General features: G+C 49.7%; 10 protein-coding genes and 3 pseudogenes. 8 read left to right on the top strand and 5 right to left on the bottom strand.

The features are described 5' to 3' along the window. Positions 1-47 precede the first annotated feature (47 nt). Both PXH59_RS08360 and PXH59_RS08355 read left to right on the top strand, forming a co-directional pair. A complete protein-coding gene (locus PXH59_RS08360) occupies positions 48-1,625 on the top strand; it encodes a terminase large subunit domain-containing protein (protein WP_285811248.1) in 1,578 nt (525 codons plus the stop codon). 41 nt (positions 1,626-1,666) lie between these two features. After that, a complete protein-coding gene (locus tag PXH59_RS08355) occupies positions 1,667-2,686 on the top strand; it encodes a phage portal protein (RefSeq protein WP_285811689.1) in 1,020 nt (339 codons plus the stop codon). Between the two features lie 348 nt (positions 2,687-3,034). On the opposite strand, the gene PXH59_RS08350 is transcribed toward PXH59_RS08355, so the two are convergent. The 4 genes from PXH59_RS08350 to PXH59_RS08335 form a co-directional block, all read right to left on the bottom strand. After that, positions 3,035-3,391 (bottom strand): type II toxin-antitoxin system HicB family antitoxin, encoded by a 357-nt coding sequence (locus PXH59_RS08350; RefSeq protein ID WP_285811246.1) that lies wholly within the window; start codon positions 3,389-3,391, stop codon positions 3,035-3,037. Continuing rightward, a complete protein-coding gene (locus PXH59_RS08345) occupies positions 3,388-3,666 on the bottom strand; it encodes a type II toxin-antitoxin system HicA family toxin (protein ID WP_285811244.1) in 279 nt (92 codons plus the stop codon). Before PXH59_RS08345 ends, PXH59_RS08350 begins: the two co-directional genes overlap by 4 nt. A gap of 645 nt (positions 3,667-4,311) precedes the next feature. Next, positions 4,312-5,871 carry a phage tail tape measure protein gene (locus PXH59_RS08340; RefSeq protein WP_434223372.1) on the bottom strand — a complete coding sequence of 520 codons (1,560 nt, stop codon included), beginning with the start codon at positions 5,869-5,871 and terminating at the stop codon, positions 4,312-4,314. An 80-nt stretch (positions 5,872-5,951) separates the two neighbouring features. Further along, positions 5,952-6,566, bottom strand: coding sequence for a phage tail tape measure protein (locus tag PXH59_RS08335; protein WP_434223371.1), 615 nt, complete (start codon positions 6,564-6,566; stop codon positions 5,952-5,954). A 23-nt stretch (positions 6,567-6,589) separates the two neighbouring features. Here PXH59_RS08335 and PXH59_RS08330 point away from each other — a divergent pair. From PXH59_RS08330 to budC, 6 genes and pseudogenes are all read left to right on the top strand, one after another. Then, positions 6,590-7,634 (top strand): annotated as a pseudogene (locus tag PXH59_RS08330) (phage tail sheath protein); the annotation flags it as partial. Positions 7,635-7,644: 10 nt separating this feature from the next. Further along, positions 7,645-8,160 (top strand): phage major tail tube protein, encoded by a 516-nt coding sequence (locus PXH59_RS08325; RefSeq protein WP_285811033.1) that lies wholly within the window; start codon positions 7,645-7,647, stop codon positions 8,158-8,160. Positions 8,161-8,193: 33 nt separating this feature from the next. Beyond that, positions 8,194-8,511: a phage tail assembly protein gene (locus tag PXH59_RS08320; protein ID WP_285811034.1), complete on the top strand. Its 318-nt coding sequence runs from the start codon at positions 8,194-8,196 to the stop codon at positions 8,509-8,511. Positions 8,512-8,525: 14 nt separating this feature from the next. After that, positions 8,526-8,642, top strand: a complete 117-nt coding sequence (locus PXH59_RS08315) for a GpE family phage tail protein (protein ID WP_072161182.1) — start codon at positions 8,526-8,528, stop codon at positions 8,640-8,642. Positions 8,643-8,868: 226 nt separating this feature from the next. After that, positions 8,869-9,042: pseudogene (locus PXH59_RS20245) on the top strand (IS110 family transposase); the annotation flags it as partial. Between the two features lie 240 nt (positions 9,043-9,282). After that, positions 9,283-10,041: a meso-2,3-butanediol dehydrogenase gene (budC, locus tag PXH59_RS08300; protein WP_200897742.1), complete on the top strand. Its 759-nt coding sequence runs from the start codon at positions 9,283-9,285 to the stop codon at positions 10,039-10,041. Positions 10,042-10,169: 128 nt separating this feature from the next. Here the strand turns inward: budC and PXH59_RS08295 are convergent. Further along, positions 10,170-20,303: pseudogene (locus tag PXH59_RS08295) on the bottom strand (non-ribosomal peptide synthetase); the annotation flags it as partial. Positions 20,304-20,406: the final 103 nt, after the last annotated feature.

Below are 20,406 nucleotides of genomic sequence, written 5' to 3'. Positions count from 1 at the left end.
GTAATAAAAAGTGGGGAGTTTACTACAACAATCTAATGATTGGGAGCATGACCAACCCGATAGAGCGGGTAAGCGATGATCTGCATGTGAAAATATTGAGGATGCAGGCAAAAGACGCCCTGACCCCGCACGATTTCAAGACACTGGATTTTTTCTACCGCCAGTTACAACGCTTTGATCGCCATGAAGAGAAAAAAGAGAGCACCAAAAAGGCCAAGACACCGAAAAATCACTTTACGGAAGAGCAAATCGCGGAACTGCGGGCAATGGTGTATGAATCGCTGTTTGAGTACCAGAAACGCTGGTACAAACAGAAAGAACGCCGTAACCGTATGATATTAAAATCACGCCAGATTGGGGCGACGTGGTACTTTGCCCGCGAAGCCCTGATCACGGCACTGGAAACCGGCAATAATCAGATATTTCTGTCAGCCAGCCGCAAGCAGGCGTACGAGTTCAAAAAATGCATTCAAATGGTTGCCAGTCAGGTGGGCGTAGAACTTAAAGGCGGCGACCAAATTATGCTGTCCAATGGCGCGACACTCTATTTTCTCGGGACGTCAGCAGCGACAGCACAATCTTACTCAGGGGATCTCTATTTTGATGAGTTCTTCTGGGTCAGCAATTTTATGAACCTGCGTAAAGTGGCGGCAGGGATGGCGACTCAAATCGGACTACGGCGCACTTATTTTTCCACCCCATCCAGCGAAGAGCACGGAGCCTACCCATTCTGGACAGGGGATTTTTTCAATAAGAGCCGCCCTCAAAAAGAGCAAATCACCTTCGATTTAAGCCATAAAACCCTGCAACCGGGTACACTGTGCGGCGATAACATCTGGCGGCAGATTGTCACCATTCATGATGCTATCGAACTGGGGCTAAACCGGGTCGATCTGGAGGAAATCAAAGGTGAAAACAGCCCGGCAGACTTCGATAACTTATATCGCTGTATCTTTGTGAAATCCGGTGAACGGGCCTTTGATTATAACGACCTGATTAAATGCGGGGTTGACGGCTATAACGATGATGTCTGGCCGGACTGGAAGCCTTACGCACCACGCCCGCTGGGGCATAAAGGCGTCTATATCGGCGCTGATCCGACGGGTACGGGCGGCAATGGTGATGGTCTGGGATTGGTGGTGATGTCACCGCCTGCCGTCAGTGGCGGCAAGTGGCGGGTGATTGACGCGTTGCGTTTCCGGGGCATGGCTTTTGAGAAACAGGCCGAGGAAATCCGCAAACTGACCGAACGTTATCATGTGCTGGGCATTGCCCTAGATGGCACGGGCGGGACGGGTGAAGCAGTGCACGAGCTGGTGTGTAAATTTTTCCCGGCAGCCACCTTACTGAAATATTCCGCACCGCTGAAACGAATGCTGGTTATGAAAGCGCAAATGCTGATCCGCTCCGGCCGGTTCGAGTATGACGCCGGCATGCAGCAGGTTGCGACTTCGTTTATGGCTATCAAGAAAGTCATTACGCAGGGCGGCATTGTCACCTATGACGCCGACCGGACGCGCGGTGTGGATCACGGTGATATTGCGTGGGCCACTATGAACGTCCTGCATGGCGAGCCTATCGCCAGCGATTCGGGCGGATATCAGTCTTTTGTTACGGAGTTTTAACTATGAGCACCTTTCTGCCTGCTGAGAGTCAACCTGACGCAATGAACAACCCCAGAGCGAACCTGCCTGACGATGCAGTTCAATGTGAGGCGTTTACTTTTGACACACCGACGCCGATGACATCCGGCGGGGATTTACTGGACTGTATGGAGTGCGCCAAAAATGGCCGCTGGTATGAAACCCCGATTGATTTTTACGGGCTGGCGCGGGCGTTCTCATCGGCGGTCTATCATCAGTCGCCGCTGTATTTTAAGCGCAATGTGATCATGGGTTGCTTTCTGCCGCACCCGTTACTGTCCCGGCAGGATATGGCGGCGTATGTGCTGGATTATCTGGTCTTCGGCAATGCCTATCTGGAAAAGCGCAGCAACCGGCTGGGCGGGCTGTTAACGCTCCGGCATTCACCCGCCAAGTATACACGCCGGGGCGAGAAAGCCGGGCGATATTGGTTTGTGGAAAGCTGGAACAAAGAGTTTGAATTTCACCCAGACAGCTTGTTTCATCTGATGAATCCCGATATTCATCAGGAAATATACGGCCTGCCGGAATATCTGGCGGGATTGCTGTCGGCCAACCTGAACCGCTCCGCGACCATGTTCCGCATGAACTACTACGAAAACGGCAGTCATGCGGGCGTTATCGTCTACCTGACTGATCCGCTGGCTGACCCGAAAGGCGTCGATAACCTGAAAGCATCCCTGCAAAAATCCCGGCGCGATTGCGCATTCAAGAACCTGTTTGTGTATGCCGCCAACGGTAAGAAAGACGGCCTGCAAATCCTGCCATTCAGCCAGATCAGCGCTAAAGATGAGTTTACCAATGTGAAGGAAGCCACCCGCGATGATTTGCTCGCCATGCACCGCGTCCCGCCGCAACTGATGGGCTTTTCTCCCTCCAACGGTGGTAACTTCGGTGATGTGGAGAAAGCGGCGAAAGTGTTTGCCATTAATGAACTGCATCCGATTATGGAAAGCCTGAAAGCGATCAACGAATGGGCGGGGCAAGAAGTGGTGCGCTTCGCCCCTTATGCTCTGCTCGATGCCCTGACGGGTAAGCCATAACCTGCCTGACTTATCTCACTGATAACAGCACAGCCGATAGCACTCACTCAATCGCGCTGTGTTGATTTTTCCTCTGCTTTCGCCTGCTCCCTCATCTACTCACACAACACGCTGCAATGCTTTACTCATGCGGTATAAAGGCACTCTTTCGACTATTCCACACCCTGCCCGGAAAGAGGCCTATCCCACCCCTTTGCTCGCGCTTGCTCCCCCGCCTCGCCCGCACACAAAAAGGGCGTGTTTTTGTGCAGTTGTGCAGGGGCGGGGGAGCCTTGCCTGTACTGGCCTGGTGTGGGGTTGGTATGTCAAGAAAAATTGTGCAATGTTGTGAGAAATTGTGAAGCGATTTTATTCGCTTCTCAACCGTTCCGTCAGCGTTTCCAGAATGAATGCGTTAACGGAAACATGGTGCCCGGCAGCCGCCTGATTTAAACACTCCCCAAACGACTCAGGATAACGCAAAGTAAAGGTTTTAGTTTTCTCACGCTGCTGGTAGGGATTGATATTGGCGTCTCGGCAATCCTCCAAATACTCTTCCAGCGATATCTTTCCTTCGGCTTGTAAGCCGATAATACTGTCAGCAACAAAATCACAATACCCCGACAAACCTAAAAATTTACCACGAAACATACCAATCTCAGGAACATAACTGATAATCGCCTGCGATCCGGCTATTTCCATAACATTAGTGGGTTGTTTATTCATGATGGTATGACTCCTATACTTTCCAACCATTCCCGCAAACTGACGATAGCGCCTTTGTCTGTATCGGGTGACGGGTGGGGACGATGAAACTTGGCAATATGTCCATTGAGAATGAAACGGCAACGCGAACCGCGTCCTTCACTGACTTCGCCGCCTAGCGCCTTGATAAGTGATTCAATATCAGACCACTTGATCGTAGCGGACACTGGCGTTTTAAAAATTTGCTCTAATGTGCGTAGTTGCTTCTTGCGAAGCGCTGAAACTTGTTTGTCCATATTTCAAAACGCCATGACTTCAAATAATGAAGTCATATTAGTACCACTGTAGATAGAAGTCAAACAGTGAAGTCATAAAAAGCAATAACGGGTTTATCAATAACGTGACATATCACACGCTCACACCTACGTTATGCCTGATCTTGATTTCCGATTTCCCCCACCCCTTCGGAAAACGGTTACAACGGTTACATCCCCCCAAAGTAGCCTATAACCTACTGATAATAAACAGTTATAATGTAACCTTTTCTCGGTTACAACGGGTTACAAAACAGGGTTAAAAAAGTTACACCTTTATAAATCAATAAGTTACATTTTTAATTTGTAACCTTTCAGAACGGTTACACGTAACCGCAAAGTAACCCATTTGTAACCTTTTTAGAGTTCTATATTTCCATTTATAATCAATAAGATATAAGACTATTTTAATTTTGTAACCGTTGTAACCGTTTTCCGAACCCCCCCATCAATTCTCAATATTTATAAAAGAGATCAAATAACACTCAATTTTGGCTCTGTTATTGACAGATTCACTGACTTTGCGCTTATTCAGAATATTGCTGATGAATTGATGAATTGGAGGACTATTGACAGGCAAAAGAAAGGCTGCACAAGGCAGCCGATAGAGAGGGAATCGACAACAAACTAGCTTTCACTGTTTTCCTGAAATACCCAGCACTTAATCACTTCCGGTTTCTTCAATGTACTCCCGGTAGCCAGTGCACTGTTAAACTGGTTGTTCACAATACTTCTCACTGTTTTGACACCCACAAACTTACGCATTCTTCCAGCCTTAAGCAGGTTTTTAATATCGGTATTCAGCAGCATTGACTGGCGATGTTCACTGGCAACCTGCGCAATATGGTTAAAGTTCACGGCATAAACGCCCGGTTCGCTGCTGTGGTTCACGCCATACGGCTCATTATCCTGCAAGTAATCAAACATATCCCAGAACTCCATGACGGGCGGTTGATCCAGTTGAATGGCCTGAACACGTTGTTTGGCCAACTCAATAATAAAATCCCGGGTCTGGCGTATATGCGCCGCTTCCACGGGTAAGACTAACGACAGTGTTTCCAGTAAGGCGATCAACTGTGCATGGTTTTTGGCAATACGCTCATGGTTAATCGCTTTATCCGCAAATAACTGCGCCTGTAAGGTAGCGGCTTCGGCGGCGGCTTTGGTCGCATCCGGGATCATGCCCAGTTTTTCCAGCAACCAACCCACGCCCTTGGCGACGGCTGCAATGACATCTACGACACCAGCAATGGCCTTGCCAACCAGTCGGCCGAAGGTCTGGCCGGCTTCGGTGGCGGCTTTTAGTCCTTCAGAAGAAACCTGCACCGGTTCAAACAGGGATTTAAACCATTCCCAGACTTTACTGATCGCATTACCAATAGCATCAAAAATAGGGGCGAATGGCGCAAAGGCAGCGGCGAGCGTGTCACGTACCGGGGCGATAGCTTCCATCAATCCAGCGAAAAAACCTGCAAACCATGCTTTGATGGGTTCCCAGTATTTCCAGATCAATAGAGCAGCGACGACAATCACCGCAATCAATATACCCAGTGGACTGAATAGCAGGGAAAACCCGCCCGCCATTGCTGAAAAACCCATCCGAACCACATTGAAAAGCATCCCAAAGCCGCCAGTTGCTAAGCCTTTTAGTCCACTACCTAGCATGACAATGGCTGATCCGGCATTACGAAAAATGCCTCCTAAACCTGATACACCACGCGTAGCATTTCCGAGTGATGGTAATAGAGCAGATAACCCACCGCCCTGAGTCAGCATAAAAACACTGAGCCGGAATGCAGCAAGTGGCACAATGACTGTTGCGGCTGCCAGAGCCAGTGCGCCGAGAGCAGTCACTACAATCCCAATTGCAGCCGCGCCCAGAGCCAATCCCTTAGCTAAATTAGGGTGCGCTTTTGTCCATGCTGTTATCTTGCGTAAAACATCCGTAATGCTTTGGGTAACAGTACGTAGTACAGGATCTACCTGTTCTTTTACTTCTATGCGTAAGCCTTCCCAAGCAGACGTCATGTTTTTGATATCGCCATCCCAACTATCCGTATTGGTATCGGCAATTTTCTTTGCGCGACCTTTGGCATTATCGTTATTTCGTTTTTTTTCGGCGTATTTTCCACTTGCCACACCATCCATTAGTCCGCTCATGGCAATCATGGCTTCTTCGCCAAAGATATCTTTTTTTTAGTCTCAGCTGGCTAGTTGGGTCATATTTGCGCAGACTAATCGCCATATCTTTAAGAATTTCGTCAGCGTCACGTAGTTCGCCATTGGATTTTTTTTACTTTGACGCCTAACTCAGTCATGGCATCCATAGCTGCCCCTGTTGGGGCAAGCATTCTGGCTATCCCACCACGAAAAGCGGTGCCGGCCATGCCGCCTTCTAATCCATTATCCGCCATCACGCCTAACATCGCTGCTGTACTTTCGAGACTAATTCCCAATTGTGACGACAGTGAGCCAGCCTCTCGCATCGCTTCACTGAGTGCCTGTAGATTGGTGGTTGCTCCGGTGAATGTTGCTGTCAAGACATCTGAAACTCTGTCCATCTGATCCGGGTTCAGTTTGAACTGTGAGAGAATTTTCGCCCCCATGTCCGAGGCTTCACCCAAATCGACTTCACCTGCCAGCGCCATATTCAAAATGCCGGGCAAGGCTGCTTTGATAGATTCAGGGGTAAAGCCGGCAGTCGCCAGAAACTTTTGCCCCATCGCTGCATCGGTAGCAGTGTATGCCGTGTTGGCGCCAAGTTGCTTTGCTTGATCGCGTAACATCTGGAGGCGAGTATCGCCTTTATCCAGATTGGTGAGCGCCTGGACATTGGCCATACGTGCATCAAAATCCCTGCCCGGCGCAATAAAGCGACTCATGCCATATAGAGAGCCAGCCCCAGCCGCCAAACACTCCGGTCTTGTTAACCGATGTCCTTACCGCCAGCGGCAAGGCCGGCGAAACCGGAACGCTATTCCATGCCTTGCGGGCGATTGCCGATCAGGCCAAACCCGTAACCGTAGTGGTGCGTGTCGCCCAGGGCGAAACCGAAGCCGAAACCACATCCAATATCATTGGCCGCGTCACCGATGAGGGCAAAAAAAACCGGCATGCAGGCGTTATTGGCCGCACAAGGTCAGCTGGGTGTTAAGCCGCGTATTCTCGGTGTGCCCGGTCACGATACCCAGCCCGTGGCCGAGGCGCTGGCCGGCATTGCCGAGAAACTGAAAGCCATGGCGTATGTGAGCGCTTATGGCTGCAAAAAAATCGAAGAAGTTATCAACTATCGTAAAAACTTCAAGTATCGTGAGCTGATGCTGATTTGGCCGGACTTCCTGAGCTGGGATACCGTGATCAGCCGTGAAGCTGTTGCTTATGCCACAGCACGGGCATTAGGCTTGCGGGCGAAAATCGACGAGGAAACCGGCTGGCACAAAACCCTGTCCAACGTGGGCGTCAATGGGGTGACCGGCATTTCAGCGGATGTCTTCTGGGATTTACAGGACGTCGCCACCGACGCCAACCTGCTCAACCAGAACGACGTGACCACGCTGATCCGCAAAGACGGATTTCGTTTCTGGGGTTCCCGCACCTGCTCCGATGATCCGCTGTTCCAGTTTGAAAGCTACACCCGCACCGCCCAGGTGCTGGCTGACACGATGGCCGAGGCCCATATGTGGGCTATCGATAAACCACTGACGCCCTCGCTGGTGCGTGACATTATCGAAGGCATCAACGCCAAGCTGCGTGAACTCAAATCTAACGGCTACCTGATTGATGGCCAATGCTGGTATGACGAAAGCGCCAACAGCAAGGACACCCTGAAAGCTGGCAAGCTCTATATCGACTATAACTACACCCCAGTGCCGCCACTGGAAAACCTGCTGCTGCGCCAGCGCATTACTGACCAGTACCTGATGAACTTCGCCAACAGCATTAACAGCTAAGGGGCTGCATATGGCATTACCACGCAAACTGAAATACTTAAACCTCTTCAATGACGGCAACAATTACGTTGGGATTGTCGAAGAACTGACGTTACCCAAACTGGGTCGCAAGCTCGAAGCCTATCGCGGCGGCGGAATGCCCGGCGCGGCGAACGTCGATTTGGGGCTGGATGACGGCGCACTGGATGCCGAATTTACGTTAGGCGGGGTTGACGCCCAGCTCTACAAACAGTGGGGCATTGATAAAGTCGATGGCGTGGCCCTGCGTTTCAATGGCTCTTTCCAGCGTGACGATACCGGCGAAGTGATTGCCATCGAGGTCGTCATGCGCGGGCGATTTTCCGAATTTGACCACGGCAGCTACAAACAGGGTGACAACACCCAGACTAAGGTCAGCGCCAAAAATACTTACTTTAAACTGACGTGGGACGGGGAAGTGCTGGTCGAAATCGACACCGTAAATATGGTGGAAATCGTCGGCGGCGTTGACCGTCTCGAAGCGCATCGCCGTGCTATTGGCCTGTAAATATTAACCTTTTTCATCTGAGGAGCTTTTATCATGACCGAACAAACCCCTGTTGCCCTGCCTGAACAGGCCTCCGTCACACTGGAAGAGCCGATTATACGGGGTGCTACCACCATTACGGACGTGATTGTGCGCAAGCCTAACAGTGGTGCCCTGCGCGGTGCCCGTCTGCAAGCCCTGATGGAGATGGACGTAGACTCCATGATGCTGGTGTTACCCCGCGTCACCGCGCCGGCGTTGACCAAAGGCGATTTGCTGCTGATGTCACCGGGCGACCTGATTAACCTGAGTATCGAGGTGGTCAGTTTTTTGCTGCCGAAGTCGGTGAAGTCCGATTTCCAGACCAACTAACCGTTGATGAACTGGTGGCAGACATTGCCACCGTCTTTCACTGGTCGCCTGCCGTAACCGCTGACATGCCCCTGCCGGAGCTGCTGGAATGGCGTTACCGGGCAATGAAGCGGAGTGGTGCCGATGAGTGACCGAAATTTACGCCTGCAAGTGATCTTAAGCGCCGTGGATAAACTGACGCGGCCCTTGTATCTTAAAAGTAGGTTAAAATAAATACGATTAGATTTGGCACAGTGTACGCAGTCTGAGTTGCCCTGGGGTTTTAAGCCCGTTTTAAAGCTATTGGCGCATACACTGAGCCACTCGAAACCCGAACAGTTGTCTGTTATCCATAACGCATTTGCAAGGCAGGGTAATATAAGTCAGCCAAGTCCACTTTGTGTAGACATTGATGTTTCCAAAGCTTCATTGGATATCGCCGCCAGTACAACAATAAGCGCGTTCACTATCAGTAATGATCCTGATGGCTTTGACGTCATTGTGTCTACACTGAAGGAACATACAATTTCACTGATCCTGCCCAACAAAACACCCAAATGATAAAATCTTTTTGTGACATAGCCTTTTGTTCCTTTATTTCTCTATGTTTGTCGACTTAAAGTTATAAAGGAGCGGCTATGTCATTTCAACTCACCCTAAAAGTCGAGCATCGCGTTAAATAAGTAATATTTTATATTGTGATTAACTAATGAATATAAGTTTATTGAGGGAAGACTCTGGTGTTTGATATTACACGGTAAGCTTTGAATATATATCAATGAGGGTAATAAAATGATTCGATTTGAGGATAAAGTTGTCATTATTACTGGTGCAGGTAGTGGTATTGGTGAGGCTACAGCAAAGCGTTTCTCACAAGAGGGAGCCATTGTGGTGTTAGCTGGGCGGGATACAGAGAAGCTTAATCGTGTACTGAGCGAGTTGCCTTCGAGCAAAGCGTTAGTGATTCAGACAGATGTCGCGGACCGGGAATCGGCTAAAAATATGGTTGATGAAACCGTCAGGCATTTTGGCCGGATAGATATTCTGGTGAACAACGCCGGGTTATATGTGGTTGGTGATTTATTGAGTACTTCACAAGAAGACGGTAATGCAGTACTGGCTACGAATCTCAATGGTGTACTCAATTGTAGCTATTCTGCTTTGCCTCATTTGCTGAAAAGCAAAGGGTGTATTGTCAATAATGCCTCGGTATCTGGCTTGGGGGGCGATTGGGGCGGCGCTCACTATTGTGCAGCAAAAGGTGCTGTCGTGAATTTAACCCGTGCGATGGCGCTGGATCATGGTTCACAAGGGATCCGTGTCAATGCGGTTTGCCCGAGCCTGGTATTGACTCCGATGGTTGCCCGCTTTGATGATGAAACCCTTGCGCATTTCGATAGTCGTATTCCGTTAAAAAGGGCGGGCCAACCTTCTGAAGTGGCAGCAGCCATTGCATTTTTGGCCAGCGAAGATGCCAGTTTCATTAATGGGGTGAACTTGCCGATAGATGGCGGGGTAAATGCATCCAATGGTCAACCTAATTTTAACTGAGTTTGCCACAAACATTGCCTGTTAGATGATTGATTGAAAAGTGGCTCCACGGGGAGTGGAACCACTTAATTTCGTTTTGGCCCAGAGTATCAGTTTAGGCGACTCACTACCGTTGAGCGATTTGGGTTTATAGCCCCGGCCAGTTCACACAGTGTAGGGTGAGTGAACAAAGTTGCTAATGGCATTTCCATGTCTTGTTCACGCATACGCGCCAACAATTGTATTGCTGTCAATGAATGACCTCCCAATGCAAAGAAATTGTCATAACGACCGACCCGTTCCCGTTTTAGCAATTTCTGCCAAATCTCAGCCAGTGCAGTTTCCACATCACCGCGTGGCGCTTCGTAACCGGAAGTTGTTCCAACAGTAGAGTGTCCTGATGTCAGTGTATCTTGCGGTAAGCCCGCCTGAATAGCGTTGAAATCAGTCAGTAGCGGCCGGCACTCAGTGGCAGACAGGGTCGTAATGTTCATGATTGGTTTTTGGGGTTCGGTTTCCAATGTTTTTACCAGATCCGCTAAAGCAGTCGTTACATCAGCAATCAGGCGTGCCGGATCGATTCCTGATATGGCCTGAGCGGTCAGCAGGAAACTTTTACCCAAATCATCGACAGCCAGATAGATGGGATAGTTAGTCCTTTCTCGCCCGGTTACCAGACGTATACCTTCCCATAGGGTATTGATAGCATTCGATTGGCTATGGCGATAATTAAGGAGTGTATTAAAAAGCGGCAGAGGATGTGCTACACCGCTGCAACGTTGAGCCAGTGCCAGTGGTGCCTGTTCATGTTCAAGTAACTGCGTCAAACTGCGGTAAGTTGCTTGCACGGTTTCTTGTGTGCTGTTCCCCGCCAGCGTGATCCGCACGGGCAGGGTGTTGATGAACATTCCCAGAATTCGCTCAATATCGGCACTGCTCTGCATCCGTCCTGACAAAACTGTCCCGAAGACGACATCATCTCGCCCACTTATTTTTGCCAGAACTTGTGCCAACGCAACATGAAACAGAACACCGGGGCTAACACTTTGACGGCGTGCCTGTTTGCGAATAGCGTTAGTCAGTGCTGCATTAAGTGGCTTAATGACCTCTGTGACGGGCCTGTCCCCACGGTGAACATCCAATATGCCGAAAGGTGTTGTTGGCGTATCCACACTAGCGAGTATTTCCTGAAAATAGGCTTCGTGATCGGGCTTCGGCACACACAAGGATTGGGCGATAAAATGGCGGTACGGTAATACAGGCGGTAATGGCTCAGTACGATAGTGCAGAAGTTCATTGATTTCAGCCATGATGATATTCAGCGATATGTGGTCATTGAGGATATGGTGACAACACAACGCTAACAACCACTCTCCCTGATTCGGATCATGGGTAATATCAGCAGAGAATAGTGGAGCCTGGCTGATATCGAGGCGGTGTTGGGATGGATCTGTCTGTGCCAGCAATTGAGACGATACATCTTCTTTATCGTTATCTGGCACAAACGTATTGATGCGCAGAGAAGCCTGGCGCCAGACAACCTGTACGGGCTGTGTTAAACCCTGCCAGCAGATGGCAGTGCGTAAAATATCGTGACGATTAATAACTTGTTGCAAAGCAGCCAGAAAAGCATCAAGACGCTCGCGGGTGTTGAAAGCAAGCAAAAGGTGCAACAGATAAACATCCCCTTGTGTTTGCAGCAGATGATGAAACAGCATACCTTCCTGTAATGATGCAAGTGGATAGATATCCTGAATATTGTTGACACCATGAGGAATAGTCGCCGCGATGGTATCAATCTCATGTTGCGTCAGCGAAACCAGCGGCAGCATATCAGGAGTGATGGCGGTGCAGTCATCAGGGATAAGATTGGGGGGGAGGGTAAAAGTGACCTCATCATCTTGAATGGCCCGCATTATTTTCGCTATTTCCGCCAATGTTGGTGTGGAAAATACAGCACGAATATCAAGGTGCCAACCTCGATTGCGCAACCGCTCAATCAGGTTGATAACCATCAGAGAATGACCACCGAGTTCAAAGAAATGATCATAACGGCCAACCTTTTTCAGTCCTAATAATGCTTGCCAAATTTCAGCCAGCGCAATTTCCATTTCACCGAGCGGTTCTTCATAAGTGTGGGTTGCAATGGATGTCTGATCCGGCATCGGTAGGGCTTGGCGGTTAATCTTGCCATTAGGCGCTAACGGAAAAGCAGGCAGTGTCACAAAGGCGCTGGGCAGCATATAGTCGGCGAGATGTGGTGCGAGTTGCTGGCGCAGTTCTGTCGGTATCAGTTTGGTATTCGGTTCAGCGATCAGATAAGCAATCAGACGTTTATCACCCAGCTTATCTTCGCGGGCAAGCACGATAGCCTCACGCACACCGCGGCATTGCATTAATCGGGTTTCGATTTCTCCTAACTCGATACGGAAGCCGCGCAGCTTAACCTGAAAATCATTGCGGCCGAGGTACTCAATATTGCCGTCAGATCGCCAGCGAGCCAAATCTCCGGTCTTATACATGCGAGCGTTGGGATGTTCACTAAAGGGATCGGCAACAAATTTCTCGGCTGTCAGCGCCGGTTGGTTGGAATAACCCCGGGCGACCCCCATTCCGCCGATATAGATTTCGCCACTTACGCCAACCGGCGCTGGCTGACCAGAGGCATCCAAAATATAAATAAGGGTGTTGGACAGTGGTCGGCCAATCGGAATATTGTTGGTGATAGGCGGAGTACATTGGTTATCTATCACCATTTCTTTATCTATCTGCATAGCGGTAGCCGTGATGGTGATTTCTGTCGGACCATAAGCGTTGAACCAGCGGCAAGATTGGGTTTCCGGGTACGACAGCCAATCCACTAAATAACGGTATTCTACTTTATCCCCCCCCACAATAACGGTACGTATATAGGGGCTGAAACCGACACGTTCAGCTTTCATTTCTTGCGCCCAATGGTGCCAGAAAGCCGTCGGTATATTGATGATCGTTACTTTCTGTTCACGTAAAAAATTAACAAACGTGCTATTCGGTATTTTGATATGAGGTGGTCGCAGAACCAGCGTGGCACCTGATGCCAGAGTAGGAAAAATATCTGACACTGAAATGTCAAACGCGAAAGTCACAAATTGCAGAATACGATCCCCCAAGCCAGGTTCACTGATCTGGCAATGAGCATGGATAAGGCTGACAACATTGCGATGTTCCAGCATGACGCCTTTGGGGTTTCCGGTTGAACCGGAGGTATAGATGATATAGGCCAAATGATGAGGCTGAACGCCTGTTTGCCGGCTGTCAGGATTATAATCAGGCTGTTTTTGCAGATTATTTTGATGAATTTCATCGTCCAGCAGCCAGATAGGAATACCTTGTATTGGTAAGCGTGTCTGTAAATGTTTCTGGGTCAGCAATATGGCAGGCTTGCAGTCTGACAACTGATAAATCAGCCGCTCGGCAGGATATTCTGGATCAAGCGGGATATAACCGGCACCTGCTTTTAAGATCCCGAACAGACCAATGATCATATCCAAACCTCGTTCAACCTGAATGGCCACGCGGTCATCAGGGCGTACACCAAAAGCCATCAAACTATGTGCCAGTTGGTTGGCCCGGCAGTTCAGTTCGTCATAACTCAAGGATTGTTCTTCAAAGATCACCGCCGTAGCATCTGGTGTGCGTTGTACCTGAGCTTCGAACAGCTGGTGAATCAGCGCATTATGCGTAAAATCCGCTTGAGGGGCATTGAAATCAATCAATAATTGTTGGCGTTCTGCCACGGACAACACCGGCAGACGGGCAATAGTCTGTGTTTCATTCGTTGTCATGGCAGTCAGTACATGGATGAGATAACCCACCATGCGTTCAACCGTCGGCCGGTCGAACAGGCTTGATGCATATTCCAGATAACCACTGAGACCCTCCCGGCTTTCGGTCAGTGACAATGTCAGGTCAAAGTACGCGCTGCGGTGTGGCGGCGCTATCTTCGAGACAGATAAACCCGGTAATTCAAGGGATTGAGTGGGGGTATTGTTCAGGGCCAGCATAACCTGAAAAATGGGGTTGTAGCTTAAGCTGCGTTCGGGTTTTAGGATTTCCACCAATTGTTCAAAAGGCAGGTCTTGATGTGCATAAGCTGCCAGCGTCTGTTCCCGAACATGGGCAAGCAGATTGGCCACCGGGTTGGCCTGTTCCAGTTTGATGCGTAAAGGCAGGGTATTGACAAAAAAGCCAATCAAGCCTTCAAGGTCACTCAATGAACGATTGGCAACGGGGGTGCCAATGACAACATCATCCTGCCCACTCAAACGGGCCAGCACGATGCTCCAGGCTGCAAGCAACATCATAAATAATGTGGCATCCTGCCGTTGTCCGAGCGCTTTGAGAGCCGACAATAAATCAACATTCAGGTGCACGGGCACATGAGCGCCGGTGTAACTTTGTTCTGGCGGGCGTGGATGATCAATAGGGAGAGTCAGCAATGTCGGTGCGTTTTGCAGTTGTTTCTGCCAGAAATCCCGTTGTGCAGTAAGCACATCACCTTGTAGCCATTTCTGTTGCCAGACGGCATAGTCCGCATACTGGATGGGAAGGTGGGGCAAAGGATTGCCACACTTCCCTTGTGCGGTACGGTAGAGGGCACTCAGTTCGCGGAGCAATATCCCTACTGACCAGCCATCGGTGATGATGTGGTGCTGTGTAAGGATCAGCACATGTTCTTTATCAGACAGTTGCAGTAAATGACCTCGAATCATTGGCTCATTAGCGAAATCGAATGGGATTTGTGTTTCAAGTTCCGCTAATTCGTGAATGCGGGCCATACGAGAAATTTCGTCTAGCCCGCGCAGATCCTGACAGGTCAGAGAAAAACCCGTATCGGCATTATCTATGTGTTGGTAAGGTTGGTCATCAATCAGGACAAAACGGGTTCGCAGACTTTCATGTCGGCTAACGAGATGGTCAAGTGCAGACGTAAACGCCGCATGATCGAGATCTCCGCTGAGATGCAGGATTATCGGGATATGATAGGCCAGACTGGCTTTGCTGTTGAGTCTGGTAAGGAACCACAAGCGTTGTTGGGAGAAAGAGAGTGGTAGTGGTTGATTGCGATCGGTAGCGGGAATAACGATGTGGGTTGTGACCGGCGTGTCGATGAGCAAGGCAGCCAAATCAGCCAGAACAGGATGGGAAAAGAGTTGCTGCAAATGCAATTCTCGCGCCAGTTTCTGGCGTATTCGTGCGGCAAGCTGAATGGCGAGCAGAGAATGACCACCGAGTTCAAAGAAATGATCATGACGACCGACTTGTTCCAGTTTCAGCAATTGTTGCCAAATGCCGGCCAGCGCTGTTTCTATGTCTCCGATGGGTGCTGCGTAATTGCGGGTTGCGAGTGCTGTTTGATCTGGCTCTGGCAGTGCCTGGCGGTCGAGTTTACCGTTAGGGGTTAACGGGAAAGTCGCTAGCGTGACAAAGGCGCTGGGCAGCATATATTCGGCAAGGTGTTGCGCCAGTTGCTGGCGTAGTTCTGCTGGCACCAGTGTCGCATTGGGTTCGGCGAGCAGATAAGCTACCAGGCGCTTTTCATTCGGGATATCTTCTCGGACAATTACAACCGCTTCCCGTACACCGTGACATTGCGCCAGAGTCGTCTCAATTTCGCCAAGTTCGATACGAAAACCCCGGATCTTGACCTGAAAATCATTACGACCAAGGTATTCAATATTACCGTCAGGCAACCAACGCGCCAGATCACCACTTTTGTAGAGGCGGGCATCAGGATCTGAAGAAAAAGGATCAGCAAGGAAGCGTTCTGCGGTTAGTTCTGGAAGGTTCAGATAACCTCGGGCAACACCGATCCCACCAATGTAAAGCTCCCCTGTAACACCGATTGGCACGGGTTTTTTGTGACTATCAAGCAGATAAATTTGGATATTGGCGATGGGTTTCCCAATCGGTACTCGTCCGATATAACGATCCGGCACGCATTGCCAGGCGGTGACATGAATCGCAGCTTCAGTCGGGCCATATAAATTGTGTAACTGGCAGTGAGCAAAATGAGACAGACATTTCTGCTGTAAAGCATAAGGAAATTCTTCACCACTGCATAAAATATGACGCAAGGAAGGACAACAACCGGCAGGAATAGCATGGACAAATTGCTGTAGCATGGCAGGCACGAAGTAGAGAAGAGTAATCTGGCGTTTTTCTATCTCAGACCGTAAATAGTGCGGATCTTTATGACCATCGGGACGAGCCAGAATTAATTGTGCCCCAGACATCAGGGGCGGGAATAGCTCCCAAACGGAAACATCAAAACTAAAGGGTGTTTTCTGCAAGACCCGATCCTGCGGGGTTAATTGATAAGTCTTCTGTGACCAGAGCAGACCATTCACAACCCCGCGATGTTCATTCATTACCCCTTTAGGCAGGCCTGTTGAACCCGAGGTATAAATCACATAAGCCAGATGGCGTGAGGTTAGGTCAAGCACTTGAGGATCAGGGTTGCTATCTGGCATGTCGGCACTAAGAAATGCAAGATGGTTGAGATCCACAATGGGGACGTTGGTCAGGCGATTGATTAACGTTGTTTGGGTGAATAAAGTTTGGGTGAGCAAGGCAACGGGAGCGGCATCTCCAAGTATATAAGCCAGTCGTTCGGCTGGATAGTTTGGGTCGAGCGGAACATAGGCCCCGCCGGCCTTAAGGATAGCGAGTAATCCCACCATCATAACCGGACTGCGTTCAGAACAAATCGCCACACGATCATCCGGGCGAACACCTAAGGCAATCAGATAATGCGCTAAACAATTGGCTTGACGGTTCAGTTCAACATAACTCAATGATTGCTCTTCAAAGATGACAGCAATCGCATCGGGATTTTGCTGTACTTGCTTTTCAAACAGTTGGTGAATAAATGCATCTTGTGGGACGTCGGTTGCTGTATTTTGAGAGAATACAAGGTCTGGAGAAGATGGGAGCGCGTTAAAATCCACCAGCACTTGTTGACGTTCCGCATTGGGCAAAATCGGAATAGCCAAAACTGGCTGGTGGGGGGCGGTTTCCAGCGCTTCGAGTAGCCCCGTCAGGGCAGTGGTCATATAGCCGATCAGCCGAATCGGATCGATGCCCGATACGGTTTGAGCAACTAAACTAAATCCATCGCCCCAATCATCAACAAATAAACCGATAGGATAATTGATCCTCTCTTCTTCCATCAGCAGACGCACACCTTCCCATTTAGCCAGAGTAATATCTGCCTGGCTATGACGATAATTGAGTAGTGTGTTAAAGAGCGGCAAAGGGGGTAACACGCGGCTGCAATGTTGCGCCAGTGTCAGTGTTGCCTGTTCATGTTCCAGCAGGTTCATCAAATTGAGGTAGGTTTCTTGAACGATCGCCTGTGCACTATTATCTATCAGTCCGATCCGAATGGGCAACGTATTGATAAGCAGCCCCATCATGTGATCAATGCCGGTACTGCCCTGCATACGTCCCAACAATACCGTACCAAAGACGACATCGTCGCGCCCACTGGTTTTTGCCAGCACCAGCGCCAAAGCAACATGAAACAATATACTGGGGCTGACACCCTGACGACGGGCTTGGGTGCGAATAGCTCTGGACAGTGCCGCATCCAGTGGCTGTTTGGCCTCGGTTATCTGCTTATCCTCACTGTGAATATCCAGTATCCCGAAAGGCGCTGTGGGTGCATCTATGTCAGAGAGTATTTTACGAAAATAGGCTTCATGATCTGACTTCGGCCAATGCAGGCATTGGGCCACAAAATGACGATAAGGCAATATTGGGGGTAATTTTACAGAATGACGATGGTCAGGATATCCCTTTTCGCTATGGTCGGGTGATAATAGATCAATTTCATCAATGATACGTTCCAGTGTTATATGATCACAGACTAAATGATGGATGCATAAAACCAGTAACCACTCATCCTGATGCGGGTCATAGGCGATGTCAGCGGAAAATAGTGGTGCCTGACTCACATCAAGGCGGTAGTGATGGGGATCGGTACGCGCCAGTAATTGGCGAGGAATATCCTGATCGTCATCGGGTAAGAATGTCTTGATGTTCAAAGATGTCTGTCGCCAGACAACCTGCACAGGTTGTGCTAACCCCTGCCAGTAGATTGACGTGTGCAGAATATCGTGACGGTTAATGACCCGTTGTAAGGTTGCCAGAAAGATATCGAGCCGTTCGCGGGTGTCGAAGGCAAGCAACTCGCGTAACAGATAAGTATCACCTTGTTTTTGTAGCAGATGATGGAACAAAATACCTTCCTGTAGCGGTGCAAGAGGATAGATATCCTGAATATTGGCCGCACCATCAGGAATAGTCGCAGCGATGGCATTAATCTCGTGCCGGGACAGGGAAACTAAAGTCAACATGTCGGGGGTAATGGCAGTACAACCTTCTGGAATGAGATTAGGTGGTACAGTGAACACAGTTGCATTTTCTTGCGCGGTATTCCCTTGAACGGTATCTTTTTGCACCGACAGTAGCGCTTTAGCCATCTCTTTCAATACGGGTTTGGTGAATACATTCTGAATGTCAAGAGACCACCCCAATTCACGAAGTTTTTCGATCAGGCCAATGGCTGTCAGTGAGTGCCCGCCAAGCTCGAAAAAGTGATCGCAGCGGCTGACATATTTCACGCCGAGCAACATTTGCCAAATTTGACTCAGGAGAGTTTCTGCTTCGCCTATGGGGGTCTGGTAACTGCGTGTGACAATTGCCGTATGATCGGGTTTGGGAAGAGCCTGACGGTCAAGTTTGCCATTGGGTGTGAGTGGGAAAGCGTCGAGTGTCACGAAGGCACCGGGTATCATGTATTCAGCCAGGTGTTGTGCGAGTTGCTGCCTTAATGTCATGGGTTCCAGTTCAACACCGGTCTTCGGTAACAAGTAGGCGATTAGCTGTTTTGATACCGGACTGTTTTCACAAGGTAATTTTTCACAAGGCAGTACCAAAGCCTCACGTACGCCGTGGCATTGCCGCAGCCTTGCTTCGATCTCTCCCGGCTCAATGCGGAAACCCCGCAGTTTGATCTGGAAATCATTACGGCCGAGATACTCAATTTTGCCATCGGGTAGCCAACGTCCCAGATCCCCGCTTTTGTACATACGCGCATTGTGCTCAGAAGAGAACGGATTAATGAGGAAACGTTCGGCAGTGAGTTCGGGACGGTTCAGGTAACCACGGGCAACGCCGACGCCCGCGATATATATTTCTCCTGCCACTCCCCACGGAACGGGTTGGCCGTGCCTGTCAAGGATATAGATCTGGGTATTGGCGATGGGGCGACCAATCGGCGGGGCATTATCTCCCTGACTTTCACATCGGCAAAGAGTAGCACAAACAGTGGCTTCCGTCGGGCCATATGCATTGATCATCTGTCGTCCTGATGCCCAGCGTTTGGTCAGCGTAGGTGGACAGGCTTCTCCTCCCACCATTAAGGTTTGCAGGGTTGCCGGAAGCGAGTCCATCGTTGCCAGAGCCGTGGGGGACAAGAGGGCATGAGTCATGGTGTGAGTCTCTAAATAGTGAGACAGGGTTGTTCCCGGCAGCAGGTTTTCCCGCCTGGCAAGGTAAAGGCGTCCGCCCGCCAGTAGAGCCATGCCGAATTCCCAAATACAGGCATCGAAACTGTTTGAGGCAAACTGCAAGATCCGACTGTCTGACGTGATGGAGAGTCGGTCTTGCTGGGTGGTAATCAGGTTACACAAACTGCGATGTTCGATCATAACCCCTTTGGGTTGCCCTGTGGAGCCGGAGGTATAGATAACATAAGCCAGATGACGGGAGGTGAGTCCTAATGACGGGGCTTCTGGGTTTTCTTCCGATCTTCCATCCAAAACAGGATCGTCTGGGATATCCAGTAGAATGACAGGCAGGTGACTGTTCCCTATTCCTGTCATCGTTGTTTGGGTTATCAGCGCCACGGGGGCTGAGTCATTGAGCATATAGGCCAGCCGCGAGGTCGGATAAGTCGGGTCAAGGGGAACGAAAGCGCCACCGGCCTTGAGGATACCTAATAAACCGACCACCATTTCCAGACTACGTTCAATACAAATTGCCACCCGATCATCAGGACGCACACCGAGAGCAATCAGATGATACGCCAGACGGTTGGCGCGTTTGTTCAGTTCATCGTAGCTCAGAGATTGCTCTTCAAAAACCACGGCGGTGGCATCGGGTGTGCGTCGCACTTGTGCTTCGAACAGTTGATGAATCAGCGTATCTTGCGGGAACTCGGTTTGAGTGGCATTGAAATCCCTTAATACCTGCTGGCGTTCGATATCGGGCAGGATTGGCAGATTGACTATTTTTGTCTGCGCAAGAGAGGGGGTCTCCAGAGAAGTGAGGGCGGCGTCA

It is taken from the genome of Xenorhabdus bakwenae, from assembly GCF_030272115.1.
GTDB classification, from domain to species: Bacteria; Pseudomonadota; Gammaproteobacteria; order Enterobacterales; family Enterobacteriaceae; genus Xenorhabdus; species Xenorhabdus bakwenae.
This window is presented reverse-complemented; position numbering and strand designations above follow the sequence as displayed.